21 protein-coding genes are annotated in these 17,661 nt (G+C 66.3%); 13 read left to right on the plus strand and 8 right to left on the minus strand.

The features are described 5' to 3' along the window. The first annotated feature begins 101 nt into the window (after positions 1-101). Positions 102-1,118 carry a tryptophan--tRNA ligase gene (gene trpS, locus DL238_RS01275; protein ID WP_115490608.1) on the plus strand — a complete coding sequence of 339 codons (1,017 nt, stop codon included), beginning with the start codon at positions 102-104 and terminating at the stop codon, positions 1,116-1,118. A 162-nt stretch (positions 1,119-1,280) separates the two neighbouring features. Beyond that, positions 1,281-1,922 carry a DUF4136 domain-containing protein gene (locus tag DL238_RS01280; RefSeq protein WP_234030916.1) on the plus strand — a complete coding sequence of 214 codons (642 nt, stop codon included), beginning with the start codon at positions 1,281-1,283 and terminating at the stop codon, positions 1,920-1,922. 58 nt (positions 1,923-1,980) lie between these two features. Here DL238_RS01280 and dut read toward each other — a convergent pair whose 3' ends face one another. From dut to DL238_RS01300, 4 genes are read right to left on the minus strand one after another with little or no spacing between them, the layout of a single operon-like run. Next, positions 1,981-2,439 carry a dUTP diphosphatase gene (gene dut / locus DL238_RS01285; protein WP_115490610.1) on the minus strand — a complete coding sequence of 153 codons (459 nt, stop codon included), beginning with the start codon at positions 2,437-2,439 and terminating at the stop codon, positions 1,981-1,983. Continuing rightward, positions 2,429-3,865 (minus strand): bifunctional phosphopantothenoylcysteine decarboxylase/phosphopantothenate synthase, encoded by a 1,437-nt coding sequence (locus DL238_RS01290; protein ID WP_115490611.1) that lies wholly within the window; start codon positions 3,863-3,865, stop codon positions 2,429-2,431. The genes dut and DL238_RS01290 overlap by 11 nt, the downstream gene beginning before the upstream one ends. Further along, positions 3,865-5,424: a 2-polyprenylphenol 6-hydroxylase gene (gene ubiB, locus DL238_RS01295; protein ID WP_115490612.1), complete on the minus strand. Its 1,560-nt coding sequence runs from the start codon at positions 5,422-5,424 to the stop codon at positions 3,865-3,867. Before ubiB ends, DL238_RS01290 begins: the two co-directional genes overlap by 1 nt. A 4-nt stretch (positions 5,425-5,428) precedes the next feature. After that, the gene (locus DL238_RS01300; protein WP_115490613.1) at positions 5,429-6,160 is read right to left on the minus strand and encodes a class I SAM-dependent methyltransferase; all 732 of its coding nucleotides are present in this window, start codon (positions 6,158-6,160) and stop codon (positions 5,429-5,431) included. Positions 6,161-6,290: 130 nt separating this feature from the next. Between DL238_RS01300 and mutM the strand changes: the two genes are divergently transcribed. The 6 genes from mutM to DL238_RS01330 all read left to right on the plus strand — a co-directional run bounded on the left by mutM (position 6,291) and on the right by DL238_RS01330 (position 11,056). Continuing rightward, entirely contained in the window at positions 6,291-7,106 is an 816-nt protein-coding gene (mutM, locus tag DL238_RS01305; protein WP_115490614.1) for a bifunctional DNA-formamidopyrimidine glycosylase/DNA-(apurinic or apyrimidinic site) lyase, read from the plus strand. Positions 7,107-7,255: 149 nt separating this feature from the next. After that, positions 7,256-7,516 (plus strand): 30S ribosomal protein S20, encoded by a 261-nt coding sequence (gene rpsT, locus DL238_RS01310; protein ID WP_115490615.1) that lies wholly within the window; start codon positions 7,256-7,258, stop codon positions 7,514-7,516. A gap of 443 nt (positions 7,517-7,959) precedes the next feature. Beyond that, positions 7,960-9,417, plus strand: a complete 1,458-nt coding sequence (gene dnaA, locus DL238_RS01315) for a chromosomal replication initiator protein DnaA (protein WP_115490616.1) — start codon at positions 7,960-7,962, stop codon at positions 9,415-9,417. A 98-nt stretch (positions 9,418-9,515) separates the two neighbouring features. After that, positions 9,516-9,941, plus strand: a complete 426-nt coding sequence (locus DL238_RS01320; protein WP_115490617.1) for a DUF983 domain-containing protein — start codon at positions 9,516-9,518, stop codon at positions 9,939-9,941. Further along, positions 9,938-10,726 carry a HesA/MoeB/ThiF family protein gene (locus DL238_RS01325; RefSeq protein WP_181883779.1) on the plus strand — a complete coding sequence of 263 codons (789 nt, stop codon included), beginning with the start codon at positions 9,938-9,940 and terminating at the stop codon, positions 10,724-10,726. The genes DL238_RS01320 and DL238_RS01325 overlap by 4 nt, the downstream gene beginning before the upstream one ends. Positions 10,727-10,828: 102 nt before the next feature. Further along, positions 10,829-11,056 (plus strand): hypothetical protein, encoded by a 228-nt coding sequence (locus DL238_RS01330; protein WP_115490618.1) that lies wholly within the window; start codon positions 10,829-10,831, stop codon positions 11,054-11,056. Positions 11,057-11,117: 61 nt separating this feature from the next. Here DL238_RS01330 and DL238_RS01335 read toward each other — a convergent pair whose 3' ends face one another. Next, on the minus strand, positions 11,118-11,819 hold the full coding sequence (locus DL238_RS01335) for an NAD-dependent deacylase (RefSeq protein ID WP_115492701.1): 702 nt from the start codon (positions 11,817-11,819) through the stop codon (positions 11,118-11,120). A gap of 34 nt (positions 11,820-11,853) precedes the next feature. Between DL238_RS01335 and dapB the strand changes: the two genes are divergently transcribed. The 4 genes from dapB to DL238_RS01355 are packed head-to-tail and all read left to right on the plus strand — an operon-like array spanning position 11,854 to position 14,231. After that, positions 11,854-12,582 carry a 4-hydroxy-tetrahydrodipicolinate reductase gene (dapB, locus tag DL238_RS01340; RefSeq protein ID WP_115490619.1) on the plus strand — a complete coding sequence of 243 codons (729 nt, stop codon included), beginning with the start codon at positions 11,854-11,856 and terminating at the stop codon, positions 12,580-12,582. Next, positions 12,579-13,106, plus strand: coding sequence for a hypothetical protein (locus DL238_RS01345; RefSeq protein ID WP_115490620.1), 528 nt, complete (start codon positions 12,579-12,581; stop codon positions 13,104-13,106). Before dapB ends, DL238_RS01345 begins: the two co-directional genes overlap by 4 nt. Positions 13,107-13,134: 28 nt before the next feature. After that, positions 13,135-13,803, plus strand: a complete 669-nt coding sequence (gene nth / locus DL238_RS01350; protein WP_115490621.1) for an endonuclease III — start codon at positions 13,135-13,137, stop codon at positions 13,801-13,803. Continuing rightward, entirely contained in the window at positions 13,800-14,231 is a 432-nt protein-coding gene (locus tag DL238_RS01355) for a hypothetical protein (protein WP_147290967.1), read from the plus strand. Before nth ends, DL238_RS01355 begins: the two co-directional genes overlap by 4 nt. A 22-nt stretch (positions 14,232-14,253) precedes the next feature. Here DL238_RS01355 and DL238_RS01360 read toward each other — a convergent pair whose 3' ends face one another. The 3 genes from DL238_RS01360 to dapE form a co-directional block, all read right to left on the minus strand. Next, positions 14,254-14,652 carry a GFA family protein gene (locus DL238_RS01360; RefSeq protein ID WP_115490623.1) on the minus strand — a complete coding sequence of 133 codons (399 nt, stop codon included), beginning with the start codon at positions 14,650-14,652 and terminating at the stop codon, positions 14,254-14,256. A gap of 15 nt (positions 14,653-14,667) precedes the next feature. Next, on the minus strand, positions 14,668-15,933 hold the full coding sequence (locus tag DL238_RS01365) for a dicarboxylate/amino acid:cation symporter (RefSeq protein ID WP_115490624.1): 1,266 nt from the start codon (positions 15,931-15,933) through the stop codon (positions 14,668-14,670). Between the two features lie 68 nt (positions 15,934-16,001). Continuing rightward, positions 16,002-17,135 (minus strand): succinyl-diaminopimelate desuccinylase, encoded by a 1,134-nt coding sequence (dapE, locus tag DL238_RS01370; RefSeq protein WP_115490625.1) that lies wholly within the window; start codon positions 17,133-17,135, stop codon positions 16,002-16,004. A 29-nt stretch (positions 17,136-17,164) separates the two neighbouring features. Here dapE and DL238_RS01375 point away from each other — a divergent pair, with 29 nt between their 5' ends. Further along, the gene (locus DL238_RS01375) at positions 17,165-17,656 is read left to right on the plus strand and encodes a cupin domain-containing protein (protein WP_115490626.1); all 492 of its coding nucleotides are present in this window, start codon (positions 17,165-17,167) and stop codon (positions 17,654-17,656) included. Positions 17,657-17,661 lie beyond the last annotated feature (5 nt).

Below are 17,661 nucleotides of genomic sequence, written 5' to 3' on the forward strand. Positions count from 1 at the left end.
TGATCCAACAGGGCGATGGCGCGGGCAAGCCTGACCCGGCTCACCCGATCCTTGCCGGCCGAAGCGCTGGCCCAATCCAGTCTTTCAGGGAGTATCCCACAATGCGCGTCGTTTCCGGCATCCAGCCCACCGGCAACCTTCACCTCGGCAATTATCTCGGTGCGATCCGCAACTGGGTGCGGATGCAGGACGAGCTCGACGACGAGAGCGAGGCCTTGTTCTTCCTCGCCGACATGCACGCGATCTCCATGCCGCACGATCCGGCGGAGCTGCACAAGGGTACGCTGGAGATGGCGGCTGCACTGATCGCCTGCGGGATCGATCCGCAGCGCTCGGTCCTGTTCAACCAGGCGCAGGTCCCCCAGCATGCCGAACTGCAATGGCTGCTGACCGGCACCGCACGGATGGGCTGGCTCAATCGCATGACCCAGTGGAAGGACAAGGCGGGCAAGAACCGCGAAGGCGCCTCGGTGGCGCTGTTCGCCTACCCGGTACTGCAGGCGGCCGACGTGCTGCTCTACCAGGCGACGCACGTGCCGGTGGGCGAGGATCAGAAGCAGCATCTCGAGCTGGCGCGCGACATCGCGCAGAAGTTCAACAATGATTTCTGCGAGCCGGACGCGCCGCTCTTCACCCTGCCCGACCCTTATATCCCTCCTGCCGCGGCACGGATCATGAGCCTGCGCGACGGCACCGCCAAGATGAGCAAGTCGGATCCGTCCGACATGAGCCGGATCAACCTGGTCGACGATGCCGACACGATCATGAAGAAGGTCAAGAAGGCGAAGACCGATCCCGATCCTTTGCCTGAGACCATGGCGGAGCTCGAGCCGCGGGCCGAAGCGCTCAACCTCGTGACGATCTTCGCCGCGCTGACCGAACGCGAGCCGCAGGCCGTGCTGGCCGAACATTCGGGCAAAGGCTTCGGCGCCTTCAAGCCTGCGCTGGGCGAAGTGCTGGCCGAAACCCTGTCGCCGATCTCGGCGCGCTTTCGCGAACTGCTGGCCGACCGCGAGGCGATCGAGGCGGCGCTGGCGCGCGGCGCGGCGCTGGCACGCGATCGCGCGGCGCCGACGCTGTCCGCAACCTATCGCGCGCTGGGCCTGCTCCGCGGCTGAGCCTGACAGGGGCCAAAAAGCACAAGGCCCTCAATGAGTTAAACGAACGTTCAGGGACGCTGGCCTATAACGCAAAGTATCTTGGCCCGGTAGCGAAAACCGGCCACACTATTCGGGGGCGCCCCCGCCCGGGTGCCCCTCCTAATAAAGGGGCCTAGACTCATGAAAACTCCACGCTTTCTCGCAGCCGTCGGCGCGCTGGGCCTTATGGGTGTCGGCCTGACCGGCTGCGCAACCGGCTTCCAGGCCGATGTCTCGCGCTTCCAGGCGCAACTTCCCGCACCGCAGGGCCAGACCTTCGCGGTGGTGGCGGACGATGCCTCGCTCGCGGGCGGCATCGAGTTCGGCCAGTATGCCGATCTCGTCTCGCAGGAGCTGACCCAGCTCGGCTACGCGCGCGGCAACCCCGAAACCGCCGACCTGCTGGTGCGCTTCGACTACGAGGTCGACAATGGCCGCGAGCGTATCCGCTCCACCGGCGGTGGCTTCCGTGATCCGTTCTACGATCCCTGGTATCGGTATCGCCGCTCGTTCCGGTCCTACGGCCCGTGGGGCTACGGCTTCTACGATCCGTGGTTCAGCGATCGCGACGTGACCAGCTACACGGTCTACACCAGCGAGATCGAGGTCGATATCGAGGATCGGCTGACGGGCGAGCGCCTGTTCGAAGGCACCGCCACTGCGGTTTCGCCGAGCGATCGCCTGCAATATCTCGTGCCCAATCTGGTCGATGCGATGTTCACCGACTTCCCCGGCAATTCGGGCGAAACGGTCCGCATCTCGATCAAGCCCGAAGAGCGGTAGGAACGGGCCACACTTCAGAATAAGGAAAAGGCGGGCCGCAAGGTCCGCCTTTTTCGTATCAGAGCTTCGCGTGCCCGCCGGTGGAGCCGAAACCGCCACTGCCGCGCGCGGTCTCGTCCAGATCGTCGACTTCCGAGAACGCCGCGCGCGTCACCGGCGCAAGCACCGCCTGCGCGATCCGGTCGCCGCGCGCGATGCTGAAGCTCTCCCCGCCATGGTTGATCAGCAGCACTTTCAGCTCGCCGCGATAATCCGAATCGATCGTGCCCGGCGTGTTGGGCACGGTCACGCCGTGCTTGAAGGCGAGGCCCGAGCGCGGACGCACCTGGATCTCGTAGCCATCGGGTATCGCGAGCGCGAAACCCGTTGCGACGGCGAGGCGCGCGCCGGGTGCCAGTTCGCAGTCCTCCGCCGCGCAGATATCCATCCCTGCCGCGCCATCGGTGGCATAGGCGGGCAGTGCCAGCCCCTCGCCATGGGGCAGGCGCTTGATCCGGACGGCCATGCTATCCGTCATCACGCGGCTCCAGCGCTTCGGCTATCCGTCCGACCAGCTTCATAGCGACTTCCTCCTTCGCCATTTCGGGCCAGTCCTCGACCCCGTTATCGGTGACGAGGTGGATGCGATTGTCCGCCCCGCCCATCACGCTCGCACCGACCGGGCCGGAGACGTCGTTGGCGACGATCCAGTCCGCCCGCTTCCGCTCGCGCTTGGCGAGGGCGTTTTCGACCACATCCTCGGTCTCCGCCGCAAATCCGATCAGCAGCGACGGCCGCTGCTCCGAGGTGCCCAGCGTGGCGAGAATATCGGGATTTTCCTCCAGCCGTAGCGCGGGCGGTGCGGACGACCGCTTCTTCATCTTCTGCCCCCGCGTGTCCGCCGCGCGCCAGTCGGCGACGGCGGCGGTCATCACTGCGACATCAGCGGGCAGCGATTGGCGCACCGCATCGGCCATGTCGCGCGCAGTCTGGACGTCGATCCGCGTGACGCCGGGCGGCGTCGGGAGGCTGACCGGTCCCGCGACCAGCGTGACCCGCGCACCCGCCGCTGCGGCGGCGGCGGCAATGGCGAAGCCCTGCTTCCCGCTCGAGCGGTTGGCGATGTAGCGCACCGGATCGATCGGCTCGTGCGTAGGCCCGGCGGTTACGAGCACGTGGCGTCCCTCAAGCGGCCGTCCGTCGAAGGCATAAGGGTTGGCAGGCGATGCGTCTGGGGGCGCAGCCGCGGCCGATCCCTTGCCTGCCAGCAATGGCGCATCCTCTTCGAGCGCAGCCGGTTTCCTGGTCCCGCGCGGGATGAGCGAGGCGATCAGGCCGTCCAGCCCGCCCTGTGCTTCCTTCGCCAGCGGCTCGGACCCATCGGCATCGGCTGGGTGCGTACCCGCCTGCGTGCCGCCATTCGCCCAGGCCTCGATCGCCCCCCAGATCGCTTGCGGTTCGGGCAGGCGCCCCGCGCCATATTCGCCGCAGGCCATCGGGCCTTCGTCGGGGTCGAGCACCATGACGCCCGCCTCGACCAGAGTCGCTACATTGGCCTGCGTCGCGGCGTGGTGCCACATGCGCACGTTCATCGCGGGCACCGCCATCACCGGCTTGTCGGTCGCGAGCAACAACGTGGTCGCCAGATCGTCGGCAATGCCCATCGCCATCTTGGCGAGCATGTTGGCGGTGGCGGGGCAGACCACCACCAGGTCCGCCTCGCGGCTGAGCTGGATGTGCCCCATCTCGACTTCGTTCTTCAGGTCCCAGAGCGTGGTGTGCACGGGATTTTCGGACAGCGCCGCAAGCGTCATGGGCGTGACGAACTGCGCTCCGCCGTCGGTCAGCACGCAGGTTACCTCGCCGTCGTTCTTGCGGATCAGGCGGACGAGCTCGCACGACTTGTAAGCCGCGATCCCGCCGCCGATCACCAGCAGCACCTTGATGCCGCCCGCCTCCTGCATCACCCGATCACTCCGAAACCAAAGAGCCCCGCCATGATCCCCGCGCCCGCGAGCAGCAGCGCGGCCTGGCCGAGCCATCCCGGGCCGGACGGGCGTTCCTTGCGGTCCCATACCAGCTCGATCTCGGGCAGGGGCGCCGGCTCGGGCGCGCCGCCCTTGGGCGGATATTTCTCTTCCAGCCGCCGAATCAGCCCGGGGATGCGCTGGAGTGTGTCGAAATCCTCGCGCAGCCGATTCGCAATCGCGGCTTCCGGGCCCAGCTCGTCGCGAATCCAGCTGCGCACGAAGGGCGCTGAGACGTCCCACATGTTGATCTGCGGATTGAGCTGGGTGGCGATCCCTTCGACCATCACCATCGTCTTTTGCAGCAGCAGCAGGTGCGGCTGCGTCTGCATGTCGAAATCGCGGGTGATCGCGAACAGCCCGTCGAGCATCTGGCCGACCGACAGCTCGCTCACCGGCTTGCCACGCATCGGCTCGCCCACCGCGCGCAGTGCGGTCGCGAATTCGCCGACCGAGTGGTGGCTGGGCACATATTGCGCCTCGAAATGGATTTCGGCGACGCGGCGGTAATTGCCCGTGGTCAAGCCGTAGAGGATCTCCGCCAGCCATTGGCGTGCGCGCCGGTCGATCCGGCCCATGATCCCGAAATCGATCGCCGCGATCGTGCCGTCGGGCTCCACGAACAGGTTTCCCTGATGCATGTCGGCGTGGAAATAGCCTTCCGTGATCGCCTGGCTGAGGAAAGCGATCACCAGCCGTTCTGCCAGCAAGTTCAGATCGTGCCCGGCCGCGACCAAGGCGGCCCGGTCGCTCATCTTGATCCCGTCGATCCATTCGATCGTCAGGACGCGGCCATTGGTCCGGTCCCAGTCGACCGCCGGAATGCGATAGCCCGCGAAACCCTTCATCGCGTCGGCCAGCTCGCTAGCGGCCGCCGCCTCGCGCCGCAGATCGAGCTCGGTATTGGTCCAGCGCTTGAAATTGGCGATGGTCAGCGCGGGCCGCAGGCGCGCCGCCTCGCCCCCCATCGCCTCGACATGCGCGGCTGCCCATTCATAGGTCGCGATGTCGCGCGCGAACTGTTCGCGGATGCCGGGGCGCAGCATCTTGACCGCGACCTGCCGTCCGTCGCTCGTGATGGCGCGGTGGACCTGCGCGATCGATGCCGCGCCGACCGGATTGGGATCGATTTCGCGAAACAGCTGGTCGAGCGGCTGGACGAAGGTCGATTCGATCACCGGGCGCAGGGACTCGAACGGCACCGGCGGCAGGTTGTCCTGCAGGCTCAGCAGGTTCTGCGCCGCCTCGTCACCTACGAGATCGGGCCGCGTGGCGAGCGACTGGCCCAGCTTGATCGCGGCGGGCCCGATCGCGCGAAAGGCCCCTGCATAATCGGGCGTCGCGGGCTGGCGGGTGCCCAGCCGCGCGATCCGGACCAGCCGCTTGACCGGGGCGGGCGTGTTGGGATCACTCTCTATTCCGCGCAGCGCACCGTGGCGGGCGGCGATCCGCCCCCATTTGAGCAAGCGCCAGATATGCCGGGCAGGACGTGTCACGCGTTCAAATTTTCCAGCCCGAGTGGATCGCGACCAGGCCGCCCATGATCGGCTCGACCTTCGTCTGGGAAAAGCCGGCGTCGCGGATCATCTGTTCGAACTCGGCCATCGGCGGGAAGCGGCGGATCGATTCGACGAGGTAGCGATAGGAATCCTCGTCCTGCGCGATGGCCTTGCCCAGCTGGGGCACGACCCGCTCCGAATAGAGATCGTAGGCATCCTTGAAGCCGGGCCATTCGACCGTGCTGAACTCGAGGCAGAAGAACCGCCCGCCATGCTTGAGCACCCGGTGCGCCTCGGCCAGCGCGCGATCGATGAAGGTCACGTTCCGGATGCCGAAGGCGATCGTGTAGGCATCGAACATGTGCGAGGGATAGGGCAGCTGCTCGGCGTTCTGGCACGACCACGAAAGCCCTTCGATCCCGCGCTCCATCGCGCGCTCGATCCCGCAGTCGAGCATGTCCTGGTTGATGTCGGCCACGGTCACTTCGGCACCTGTGGCGGCCATGCGGAAGGCGATGTCGCCTGTCCCGCCGGCCATGTCGAGAATCGCTTCCCCGCTGCGCGGTTTCACCCGGCGCACGAAGCGATCCTTCCACAAGCGGTGCATGCCGCCCGACATCGCATCGTTCATGATGTCGTACTTCGCTGCGACATTGGAAAAGACGCCGCCGACGCGCGCTGTCTTCTCATCGGGGCTGACGTCTTCGTAGCCGAAGGAAACGGTATCGCTCATGGCCCAGCGCCTTACGGCGAAACTGGTGTGGCGTCTATTCGGAGCTGTGCCTGTTGCCGCACAGGGCTGGCACCGCCCCGGGCGAACCTCCATATTCACGGCCGACACGTTGCCAATCGGCGGAAGACCAATGCCCGAACTTCCCGAGGTCGAGACCACCATCCGCGGGCTCGCCCTCCATCTCGAAGACCGAATCCTTACCTCGGTTCGCACCATGCGGCCCGACATGCGTCGCCCCTTCCCCGCCGGGCTGGGCCAGACGCTGGTCGGCGCGCGCGTGACCGGGCTGGGTCGGCGCGCGAAGTTCGGCCTCATCCACACCGACCGCGCGCGGACCCTGATCTTCCATCTCGGCATGAGCGGACGCTGGCGGATCGACCCCGAAACGCCTGACAAGCACGATCACCTGACAATCGAGACCGAGACGAATCGATTCGCGCTCAACGATCCGCGTCGCTTTGGCTGGGTCGATCTCGTCGACACCGCCGAGCTCGACTCCTGGCCCAGTTTCGCGAGCATGGGACCGGAACCGCTCGGCCCCGCACTCACGCCCGCCTATCTCAAGGGCGCGCTCGCCGGACGCAGGCAGGCGATCAAGCTGCTGCTGCTCGACCAGCGAATCGTCGCCGGGCTCGGCAACATCTACGTGTGCGAGGCGCTCTGGCGGGCGCGCATCAGCCCGAAGCGTGCCGGCGGACGCGTATCGCTGGCGGCGCTGGAGCGGCTGGTACCCGCTATTCGCGAGGTCCTGGAGCAATCGATTCGCGATGGCGGATCGTCCCTGCGCGATTTCGTCCGCCCCGATGGCGAACTCGGCTATTTCGCGACCCGGTTCGACGTCTATGGCCGCACCGGGCAAGTGTGTCGGCGCGAGGACGGCGGCCTGATCCGGCGATTCGAACAGGGTGGGCGAAGCAGCTGGTACTGCCCCCGCTGCCAGCGGTGACGAGGACCGGCCGCACCACGGCCGGTAATTTCTTGACGAAGAACCCCGTTCGGCCTATGTGCCGCGCCTTCCGGTGAGAAATCGCCGTTTCCAGGATTTGAAACACACGACAGGCGCCGCGCGCTTCGCGGCCCGAAACAAGGACGACCATGGCCAATACGCCGCAAGCCCGCAAACGCATCCGTCGCAACGCGCGCCGTGCCGAAATCAATGGTTCGCGCATGAGCCGCATCCGCACCTTCGTGAAGAAGGTCGAAGCGGCCATTGAAGGCGGCGACAAGGAAGCCGCGCAGAACGCGCTTCGCGACGCGCAGCCCGAACTGGCTCGCGGTGTCGCGCGCGGCGTTCTCCACAAGAACACCGCGTCGCGGAAGATGTCGCGTCTTTCGAAGCGCGTTTCGGCGCTCTAGCCGCTTCCATACCAACAGATCGACCGCGATTTCGGGGTCGCCGCAGTGTGCGGCGACCCTTTTTGCGTTGCTGTCACGAATCTGAAGCAGAGCGCACCGAGTCGGTGCTAGGAAGTCCGCCGATTCGAGAGTTGTGCAAAAGACGAAATTGCTCATTTACAGCCACTTAAACGGCGCTCCGCCACGCATGGTGTGTCAATCCGCTTTATTTCATTTCTGCGACCAATTGGCTCTTGCGATGTCCCCCGCAGACCTGCTTATTAACTCGCATCGCCGGGAAGGGGACTCTCCCGGCGCTACAAAGCAGATGGCTATGAAGGCCCGGGCAGATCCGCTCGCCAATCAGGCGATTGCGGCAACGGGCAAGCTATATGCAGCTGACTTGAGGGTACCAAGTCCGGGGGCGATAGGCGCTTCCGGAAACGGAGGCGTAGTAGCAGGTTATGGCACGGATTTCTGACAACGCAGGGCCCGCGCGCAAGCGCTCCAAGGGCGACGGCGAAGACGATATGGAGCGCGTCGCGCTGGCTGCCGACTGGGACGACATCAGTACCGGGCTGCGCAAGGATCTTGGCCACCAGCTGCATAGCCAATGGATCAAGCCGATCCAGGTCGGCGATTTCGACGCCGCGACCGGCACACTCGCGCTGTACCTGCCGTCGGAATTCGCCGCCGAATGGGTCCGCAAGCACTTTGCCGATCGCCTGTCGCTCGCCTGGAAGATTGCGCGTTCGGAAATCAAGACCGTCGCGATCGAGATCCACCCGAGCCGCAAGCGCATGGCGGACATCTCGCTGGGCGACTCGCGCCGTCCGGCCAATGACGGGCCGGATCTGCGGGTCGTGTCCGATGGCGGGTTCGGCGATCCCGGCTTCAGTAGCGTCGGCCTCGACGCCTCGCTCACCTTCGCCGCCTTCGTGACCGGCGATGCCAACGTACTGGCGCGCAATGCCGCGCAGCGCATGGCGGCGAACGACAAGCCGCAATTCTCGCCGCTCTACATCAAGGCCGCGACCGGCCAGGGCAAGACGCACCTGCTCCACGCGATCGGGCACCAGTTCCTCGCCGCGCACCCGCGCGCGCGCATCTTCTACTGCTCTGCCGAACGCTTCATGATCGAGTTCGTGCAGGCGCTGAAACAGAACCGGATGATCGAGTTCAAGACGCGGCTGCGCGGCTTCGACCTGCTGCTGGTCGACGATCTCCAGTTCATCATCGGCAAGGCCAGCGCTCAGGAAGAGTTGCTCTACACGATCGATCACCTGCTGTCGGAGGGCAAGCGGCTGGTCTTCGCCGCCGACCGCGCGCCGCAGGCGCTCGACAGCGTCGAACCTCGCCTTCTCAGCCGCCTGTCGATGGGTCTGGTGGCGGACATCCAGCCTGCCGACCTCGAACTGCGGCGCTCGATCCTCGAATCGAAGCTGACCCGGTTCGCACCACTGAGCGTGCCCGACGACGTGGTCGATTTCCTCGCCCGCACGATCACCCGCAACGTGCGCGAGCTGGTCGGCGGCCTCAACAAGCTGATCGCCTATGCCCAGCTGACCGGCCAGCCGGTCTCGCTGCAGCTGGCCGAGGAACAGCTCACCGATATCCTCTCGGCCAACCGCCGCCGGATCACGATCGACGAGATCCAGCGCACCGTGTGCCAGTTCTATCGCATCGACCGGTCGGAAATGAGCAGCAAGCGCCGCACCCGCGCGGTAGTGCGCCCGCGGCAGGTCGCGATGTATCTTTCCAAGGTTCTCACGCCGCGCAGCTATCCCGAAATCGGGCGCAAGTTCGGCGGGCGCGACCATTCGACCGTGATCCATGCGGTCAAGCTGATCGAGGATCTGCGCACCCGCGATGCCGACATGGATGGCGATGTGCGCAGCCTGCTGCGCCAGCTCGAGAGCTGATCCACCCACAGCCCAGCGACATGATGTGAGCCGCCCGTCGACGCCCCACTCCACAGGGCTGTCGACAGGCGCTGCACAGGCTGCCAACAGGCTTGTCCATGGTCGAGCCCGCCCACACCGCCATCCGCCCCAAACTCCCCGCTGCGCTTGGCGAGGCACTCTTGCGCGGCCTTCGCGGCAAGTGCCCGCGTTGTGGCGAGGGGCGCCTGTTCCGCACATGGCTCAAGCCCGCCGACACCTGCGCGCATTGCGGGCAGGACTGGTCGGTCCAGCAGGCCGATGATTTTCCCGCCTATATCGGCATCTTCGTGGTCGGCCACCTGCTCGCACCCATCGTGATCGCGATGATCGGCAGCTATGGCATGTCGGCGTGGCTGACGCTGGCAATCATCCTGCCGGTCGCGGTCGCGATGCTGATCGGCATGCTTCAGCCGGTGAAGGGCGGCGTCATCGCTTTCCTGTGGTGGTTCGGTATCGGCGCTTTCGTGCAGGAGCGCCCCGAGCCTGGCGCGGACCGATCGTGAGCCTGGCACCCGAGCGCCTCGAGCGATTCGCCCGCCATATCGTGCTGCCCGAAGTCGGGGGCGCGGGGCAGGCGGCGCTGGCGGGCAGGCACGTCGCGCTGGTCGGCCTCGGCGGGATCGGCAGCCCGGCGTTGCAATATCTTGCTGGCGCAGGCGTCGGCCGCTTCACGCTGATCGATGATGGCGATGTCGAGCTTTCCAACCTCCAGCGCCAGACGATCTACACAACGCGCGATGTCGGACATGCAAAAGCGGTCGCCGCGCGCCGCTGGCTCGCCAATTTCGACGGAGCGATCCCTGCGGATGTCTACGACGACCGGATCGAACCCGCCAACGCTGCCGCGCGAATCGCAGGTGCGGATCTGGTGGTCGACGGGACCGACAATTTTGCGACCCGGCTCGCGGTATCCGATACCTGCGTGGCGACGGGCGCCCCCTTGCTGAGCGCTGCGGTCGGCCGCTTCCAGGGCCAGGTGGGGGCCTTCGCGGGGCACCTGCCCGACCGGCCGTGCTACCGGTGCTTCGTCGGCGATGCCTTCGATGCGGACGACTGCGATACCTGTGCGGAGGATGGCGTGCTGGGCGCGATGGTCGGCTGGGTCGGCAGCTTTGCCGCGATGCAGGCGATTCGCGTTCTGCTCGAAGGAGCGAGCAGCCTCGGCGATCCGCAATGGGGCAAACTGTACCTGATGGACGGACTGGCCGCTGGAATGCGCACGCTCACCATCGCAAAGGACCCCGGCTGCAGCGCCTGCTCCACCCACGGAAGCAAGGCGCATCGATAATTGGTCCCGCGAGATGGACGGTTCGTCGCATTTTTTGCTGCATCTGCGAAACAAATTTCGAGCCCCGCAGTTTATGCGGCGTTAGGCAGGAGAATTAGAATTATGAAAATCGCGAAAATCTCGGCAGTTGCTGCCGCAGCATCGCTCGCCATTGCGCCGGTCGCCATTCAGGCCGCGCCCGGTTCGGCGCGCACCGCCGCGCCGGTCGAAGGCGAGTCCGAACTCGCTGGCGGCATCGGTGCCGCTGCGGTCATCCTTGCCATCGGTGCCATCGGCATCGGTGCATTGCTGATCGCCGAAGACGACGACGAGGATGCGGTCAGCCCGTAAAACGGCCGATCCGAACGCAAAAGGCGGGCCGGAGAGCGATTCTCCGGCCCGTTTTTTTTGCCTAATCGCCCAGCATCTCGTCGACCCATGCAGGAACAAGTTCGCCCGCGCGCCCCTGCCGCGATTCGTCGAACCAGTGCGATCCTTCGCTACGATCGAGATTGAGTTCGAGGGTGCGCGCGCCGTGCGCCGCGGCTTCCTGCACGAAGCCCGCCGCGGGGTAGACCGCCCCCGAAGTGCCGATCGACACGAACAGGTCAGCGCGTGCGAGAGCGTCGTATATTCGCGGCATTTCGTAAGGCATTTCGCCGAACCATACGACATCGGGCCTGAGTGCAGGTGCGCCGCATCCGGGGCAGGCGGGCGCATCGCTTAGCGAACCCTCCCAGCGCGACCGCGCGCCGCATGCAGCGCACAGGGCGCTGCGCAACTCGCCATGCATGTGGAGGACACCCCCCGCACCGGCACGCTCGTGCAAATCGTCGACATTCTGGGTGACCAGCAGCATGTCGTGCGGCCACTCCGCTTCGAGTCGGGCAAGCGCCGCATGCGCCGCGTTGGGCTCCACGGTCATAAGCGCGGCGCGGCGCGCGTCGTAGAAACCCTGCACCAGCGCCGGATTGCGGGCGAAAGCCTCGGGCGTCGCCACGTCCTCGATCCGGTGCTTTTCCCACAGCCCGCCCGCGTCGCGGAACGTGTCGATGCCGCTTTCGGCGGAAATCCCGGCGCCTGTCAGGATGACGATGTTGCGAATGTCTGCCATGGCGCGCATCAAACACTGACGAGGCGCGAGGGCAATGGCGGCAATCGGAATCATCGGGCGCGACGGGCGCATGGGACAGGCGATCGCAGCGGCGATCGAGGCGAGCGAGCATACGCTGGCAGGCGGCGTCGACCGCGGCGAGGATGTGGCCGGACTGGCCGACCGAAGCGATGCGCTGATCGACTTTTCCGCTCCCCAAGCGCTCGAGGGCAACCTTCATGCCGCGATCGGCGCGGGCGTGCCCCTGCTGATCGGCACGACCGGGCTGGAAGAGGGCCACCACCGCGCGATCGACGAGGCCGCGCGCGCCGTGCCCGTGCTCCAGACGGGCAACACCTCGCTCGGCGTGACCATGCTCGCAAAGCTCGTGCGCGAGGCTGCGGGTGCGCTCGGCCCGGCGTGGGATATCGAGATCGTGGAGATGCATCACCGGCGCAAGGTCGATGCTCCGTCGGGCACGGCGCTGCTGCTGGGCGAGGCGGCGGCGGATGCGCGCGGGATCGACCTGTCCGAAAATGCCGAGCGCGGGCGAGACGGGCACACCGGGGCAAGGGCCGAAGGCGCCATCGGCTTTGTCGCCCTGCGCGGCGGCACCGTGGCAGGCGAGCACAGCGTGATCCTCGCCGGCGAGAACGAGCGAATCGTCCTCAGCCATGTGGCCGAGGACCGCGCCCTGTTCGCGCGCGGAGCGCTGACCGGCACGGCGTGGCTGATCGGGCGCGAGCCGGGGCGCTATGGAATGGAGGACGTGCTGGGGCTGTGAGCAGGGTGACGGCAGCGCGATGCGCCTGGCGCGAGGAAGGCGGTGGCGCGGAGGCGGCTACGCGCTGCCTCGCCTTTCTCGACCATGTCGGCATCGAAGTCGACTGGATCGGCGAAGGCGACGAAACGCAATTGCTCGACGGGCTGGCGATCCTGGGCGGCCGCCTGCTGGTCGATCCGGACACGCCGATCTGGCCGAGCGACCTGCTGCACGAAGGGGGACATATCGCGGTCGCCCCGTCGGATAAGCGGGCGACGCTGGGTCCGCTCGAACCCGATCCGACCGATGAGATGATGGCCATCGCATGGTCTTTCGCAGCGGCGCGCCAGTGCCACCTGCCGCTCAAGCACCTGTTCCATTCGGGCGGCTATCGCGAAGACGGTGCGAAGCTGATCCAGTCCTTTGCCACCGGCCATTACATCGGCGCGCCGATGCTCGGCTATTACGGCATGTGCGCCGACATGCAGACCGCGCTGGCGCAGGGGGTCGCGTCGTTCCCCAACATGATTCGCTGGCTTCGGTAATGCGCGCAAGGCCGATGAACCCACAGACATGACCAAGGACCAGATCTTCGAATTCTTCAGCCGCCTGGCCGAGAGCAACCCCGCGCCCGAGACCGAGCTGGAATACGGCAACCCCTACCAGCTGCTCGTTGCGGTAACGCTGTCGGCACAGGCGACCGACGTGGGCGTGAATAAGGCGACCCGCGCGCTCTTTGCGCAGGTGCAGAGACCGCAGCAGATGCTCGATCTGGGCGAGGATGGCCTCAAGGATCACATCAAGACCATCGGCCTCTACAACTCCAAGGCGAAGAACGTGATCGCGATGGCGCGCCTGCTGGTCGACGAGCATGATGGCGAGGTGCCGGAGACGCGCGAGGCACTGGTCACTCTGCCCGGCGTCGGCCGCAAGACCGCCAATGTCGTTCTCAACTGCGCCTTCGGGCAGGAGACCTTCGCGGTCGACACGCATATCTTCCGGGTCGGCAACCGCACCGGGCTCGCCAAGGGCAAGACGCCCGAAGCGGTCGAGGCGAAGCTGGAAAAGCGCGTGCCCGGCCCCTTCCGCCTCCACGCGCACCACTGGCTGATCCTGCACGGGCGCTATGTCTGCAAGGCGCGCACGCCCGAATGCTGGCACTGCGATGTCGTCGACCTGTGCAGCTTCCGCAAGAAGGTGCTAGAAGCGCCCAAAGCGCGCAAATCCAAGGAGAGCGGATGATGAAACGGGTAGCGGCACTGTTCGGACTGATGCCTCTGGCATCCTGTGCGCCTGTCGGGGAGACCGGGCCGACCTATGCGCAAGCGAACGAAGACACCAATATCCGAGTGACGGGCGAGGCGGTATCCTGTCTTTCGGCATCGCGCATCCGCAGCTCGCGCGTGATCGGCGACGGCGTCATCGATTTCCACGTGACGGGGGGCGACACCTATCGCAATCACCTGCGCAGCGACTGCCCGGCCCTGCGTCGGAACGACGCGATCACATACGAAGTGCGCGGCGGCGAGCTGTGCCGGGGCGAGATCGTCTACGCGGTCGACAATTACGGCGGGCAGCTCGAACGCGGCCCGGGCTGCGGCCTCGGCGAATTTACACCGATCGAATATGTCGATTCGGTCAGCGACGCGCCGGAAACCATGGGGGAGTGACGAAAGCCCCCGCCGGCCCCGGCTAGAGTGTGACCGGCTCGCGTACGTAGTCGAACGCACCCGCCCCCGCCCACGCCGCTCCATCGGGAAAGCGCAGCTCCATGCCCGCCAGTCCCGCAGGATTTGCAAGGCGCATGTTGACGCCCATCATGGTGTTTCCATGCGCGGCGATGGCGCTTTCGGTGAGCACGAAATGCGTGGTCGACCCGCACGTCGGGCAGGAATGCGTTTCGGCGGAGGCCGTGTCCTTGTCCGCCCGCCGGTAACCCGTTGTCGAGCCCGAGACCGACACGTCGGCAGGATCGAGATAGCTCCAGCGCGCGCCCGATTTGCGGCACAAGGTGCAGTTGCATTCGTGGATGAAGTCGGGCCGCTGCTCCAGCGTTACCGAGACCGAGCCGCACAGGCATTCCAAAGTCATTCGTAGCGTCCTTCTCTAGATATCGTCCGCGCTGGCCAATTCCGCCTTGTCGACCTCGCCCAGCATGCTCGCGGTGGCCACGGTCACCGTCGCATCGCCGGTTACGTTGGTGGCGGTGCGCATCATGTCCATGATGCGGTCGACCCCGGCCACGAAGGCGATCGTTTCGAGCGGTACTCCGACTGCGGTGAAGATCGCGCCCATCATTACGAGGCCGCCGCCCGGAATGCCCGCTGCTCCGATCGAGCCGACCGTCGCCAGCAATGCGATCATTCCGTAATCCGCCCAGCTCAGGTCGACGCCGAAGATCTGCGCGCCGAACAAGGTCGCGAGCCCGAGATACATCGCGGTGCCGTCCATGTTGATCGTCGATCCGAGCGAGACGATGAAGCTGGAGGTCGGCTGGCTGACGCCGAGGTTGCGCTGGGTGCAGCGCAGGGTGACGGGCAGCGTCGCGCTGGAACTGGCCGTGGAATAGGCCACCGCGATCGCATCGATCATGCCGCGGAAGAAGCCCACGACGGAAACGTGCGAGAACAGCAGGATGAAGACGTACATCACGCCGATGATCAGCAGGCAGCCCGCGTAATTGAGCGCGACCAGCTTGCCCAGCGCGGCGACCGCATCGAGGCCGAGCGTGCCGACGACCCATGCGATCAGCGCGAAGACGCCGAACGGCGTCAGTTCCATGATCACCATCGTGATTTTCTGGAAGATCAGCGCGCCGGCATCGAAAGCGCGTGCCAGCGCCGCCACCGCACCATTGGTGGGCCCGTCCTTGTCCTCCTCCCGCATGGCGAGCAGGATGCCGATGCCCACCAGCAGCGAAAAGACGATCAGCGGCAGCACGTTGACGTCCGCCATGACCTTCACCGGGCTGACGGGGATCATCGATCGCAGCATCTCGCGCCATTCGAACGGCGCAGGCTCGGGCACCGCGCCCATCTCGATCCCCGAGGTGTCGAGGCCGACGCCGGGCGCGAAGAAAGTGCCGAGGCCCAGGCCCAGCCACACGGCAACCTGGCCGGTCACGACGAAGAGCAGGATGGCGCGCCAGCCGACGCTGCCCAGCTTGCCCAGATCGCCGATCGCGGTGACGCCCGCCACGATGCTGAAGAAGATCAGCGGGACGATCAGCATCTTGATGAAATCGATGAAGATATCGCCGACGATCTTGATGCTCTCGGCATCTTCGCCCCAGAAATATCCGACGACCGCACCCAGAAACAGAGCGAGCAGCACGCGCGCCCACAAAGGCGTCGCAAACCAGGCCTTGAACATCGATATCCCCCTGAGAGTCCTCAGCCCTTAGTGCCGGGCTGCGAGGGGGACGGCAAGCCCGCGCGCGCTCAGTTCGCCAGCGCCGCGCGCGCGATTCGCGCGTAGATGCGCGCCAGCACCGAAAGGTCCGCGACCGCGACCGCCTCGTCGCGCTTGTGCATCGTCGCATTGACCAGCCCGAACTCGATCACCGGGCACACGGCCCTCAGGAAGCGCGCGTCGGAAGTCCCGCCCGTGGTCGAGGCTTCGGGCGCGACGCCCGTCTCGGCCTCGACCGCTGCGCTGACCATCGCGGAGAAATCGCCCGGCGGGGTGAGGAATGGCTCGCCCGAGATCACAGGGCGCACCTCCACCTGATGGCGCGCGCAGATCGCGGCGACCTTCTCGCTGAGCGAAGCACCCGAATGCAGGTCGTTGAACCGGATCGAAAGGCGCGCGCGCGCCTCGCCGGGAATGACGTTGTGCGCCGGATTGCCGACCTCGATATCGGTGATCTCGAGATTGCTCGGCTGGAACCAGTCGGTCCCCTCGTCGAGCACGAGCGCCTCCAGCTCCGCCATCGCTGCCACCAGCCGCGGGATCGGATTGTCGGCGAGGTGCGGGTAGGCGACGTGGCCCTGCGTCCCCTTGGCGGTCAGCCACATGTTCACCGAGCCGCGGCGGCCGATCTTCATCATGTCGCCCAGCCGGTTGACGCTGGTCGGCTCCCCCACGAGGCACAGGTCGGGTGCGTAGCCCTCGGCGCGCATGTAATCGATCAGCGCGCGTGTCCCGTGCAGCGCAGGCCCTTCCTCGTCGCCCGTGATGATGAAGCTGATCGTGCCTGCTTCGGGCGGCACATCGGCGACGGCGGCGACCATGCACGCGATCGCCCCCTTCATGTCGACCGCGCCGCGCCCGTAGAGAAGGTCGCCTCTTATCTCTGGCTCGAATGCGTTGCTTTCCCAACCCTCACCCGGCGGCACGACGTCGAGGTGCCCGGCGAAAGCGAAATGCTTCGGCCCTGCGCCGACGCGGATGGCGAACAGGTTTTCGACCGGCGCCTCGTCGGTGCCAGCAGCGCCTTCACCACGCGTAAAACGGTGCACAGCGAAGCCTAGCGGGGTCAGCATCGCGTCGAGCGCGTCAAACACGGCGCCGGTGGCCGGAGTAACGCTGCGCGCGGCGATCAACCGCTTGGCGAGTTCGAGAACATCGGTCATGCTTGTCGCGCTAGCAGGAGTGCGCGCCCATGCCCAAGCTCGATCTCGACGCGATCCCGCAGACCAATGCGACCGGCTACCCCGCGCCCTACGATGCCGAAGTCGAGGGCCGCTGGTATCGCCGCCTCACGCCGGTAGCCGGTTTGACGCGCATGGGCGCGAGCCATGTCGTGCTGAAGCCCGGGGCGTGGTCGAGCCAACGGCACTGGCACAGCGCGGAGGACGAGCTGGTGGTGATGCTGGCGGGCGAGGCGGTACTGGTCGAAGACCCCGGATCGGGGTCCGGGGCAGGCAACGGTGAGAGCATCGTGCGCCCCGGCGATATCCTCGCCTGGCCCGCGGGCGAGGAAAACGGCCACCACCTCCAGAACCGCAGCGATGCCGATTGCGTCTTCGTAGCGATCGGCGCGGGTCCGAAGGACGAGGACTCGGGCGAATATCCCGATATCGACATGGTCTTCGATGCCGCAGGCTACGCGCGCAAGGATGGCACGCGTTACGCCGCGAAGCGGACGCCCTAACCCTC

The sequence above is a fragment of the Alteriqipengyuania lutimaris genome, from assembly GCF_003363135.1.
Lineage (GTDB): Bacteria > Pseudomonadota > Alphaproteobacteria > Sphingomonadales > Sphingomonadaceae > Alteriqipengyuania > Alteriqipengyuania lutimaris.

Coding starts and splice junctions, on each gene's coding strand:
- trpS (WP_115490608.1), top strand. CDS start 102: ATGCGCGTCGTTTCCGGCATCCAGCCCACCGGCAACCTTCACCTCGGC.
- DL238_RS01280 (WP_234030916.1), top strand. CDS start 1,281: ATGAAAACTCCACGCTTTCTCGCAGCCGTCGGCGCGCTGGGCCTTATG.
- dut (WP_115490610.1), bottom strand. CDS start 2,439: ATGACGGATAGCATGGCCGTCCGGATCAAGCGCCTGCCCCATGGCGAG.
- DL238_RS01290 (WP_115490611.1), bottom strand. CDS start 3,865: ATGCAGGAGGCGGGCGGCATCAAGGTGCTGCTGGTGATCGGCGGCGGG.
- DL238_RS01300 (WP_115490613.1), bottom strand. CDS start 6,160: ATGAGCGATACCGTTTCCTTCGGCTACGAAGACGTCAGCCCCGATGAG.
- mutM (WP_115490614.1), top strand. CDS start 6,291: ATGCCCGAACTTCCCGAGGTCGAGACCACCATCCGCGGGCTCGCCCTC.
- rpsT (WP_115490615.1), top strand. CDS start 7,256: ATGGCCAATACGCCGCAAGCCCGCAAACGCATCCGTCGCAACGCGCGC.
- dnaA (WP_115490616.1), top strand. CDS start 7,960: ATGGCACGGATTTCTGACAACGCAGGGCCCGCGCGCAAGCGCTCCAAG.
- DL238_RS01320 (WP_115490617.1), top strand. CDS start 9,516: ATGGTCGAGCCCGCCCACACCGCCATCCGCCCCAAACTCCCCGCTGCG.
- DL238_RS01330 (WP_115490618.1), top strand. CDS start 10,829: ATGAAAATCGCGAAAATCTCGGCAGTTGCTGCCGCAGCATCGCTCGCC.
- DL238_RS01335 (WP_115492701.1), bottom strand. CDS start 11,819: ATGGCAGACATTCGCAACATCGTCATCCTGACAGGCGCCGGGATTTCC.
- dapB (WP_115490619.1), top strand. CDS start 11,854: ATGGCGGCAATCGGAATCATCGGGCGCGACGGGCGCATGGGACAGGCG.
- nth (WP_115490621.1), top strand. CDS start 13,135: ATGACCAAGGACCAGATCTTCGAATTCTTCAGCCGCCTGGCCGAGAGC.
- DL238_RS01355 (WP_147290967.1), top strand. CDS start 13,800: ATGATGAAACGGGTAGCGGCACTGTTCGGACTGATGCCTCTGGCATCC.
- DL238_RS01360 (WP_115490623.1), bottom strand. CDS start 14,652: ATGACTTTGGAATGCCTGTGCGGCTCGGTCTCGGTAACGCTGGAGCAG.
- DL238_RS01365 (WP_115490624.1), bottom strand. CDS start 15,933: ATGTTCAAGGCCTGGTTTGCGACGCCTTTGTGGGCGCGCGTGCTGCTC.
- dapE (WP_115490625.1), bottom strand. CDS start 17,135: ATGACCGATGTTCTCGAACTCGCCAAGCGGTTGATCGCCGCGCGCAGC.
- DL238_RS01375 (WP_115490626.1), top strand. CDS start 17,165: ATGCCCAAGCTCGATCTCGACGCGATCCCGCAGACCAATGCGACCGGC.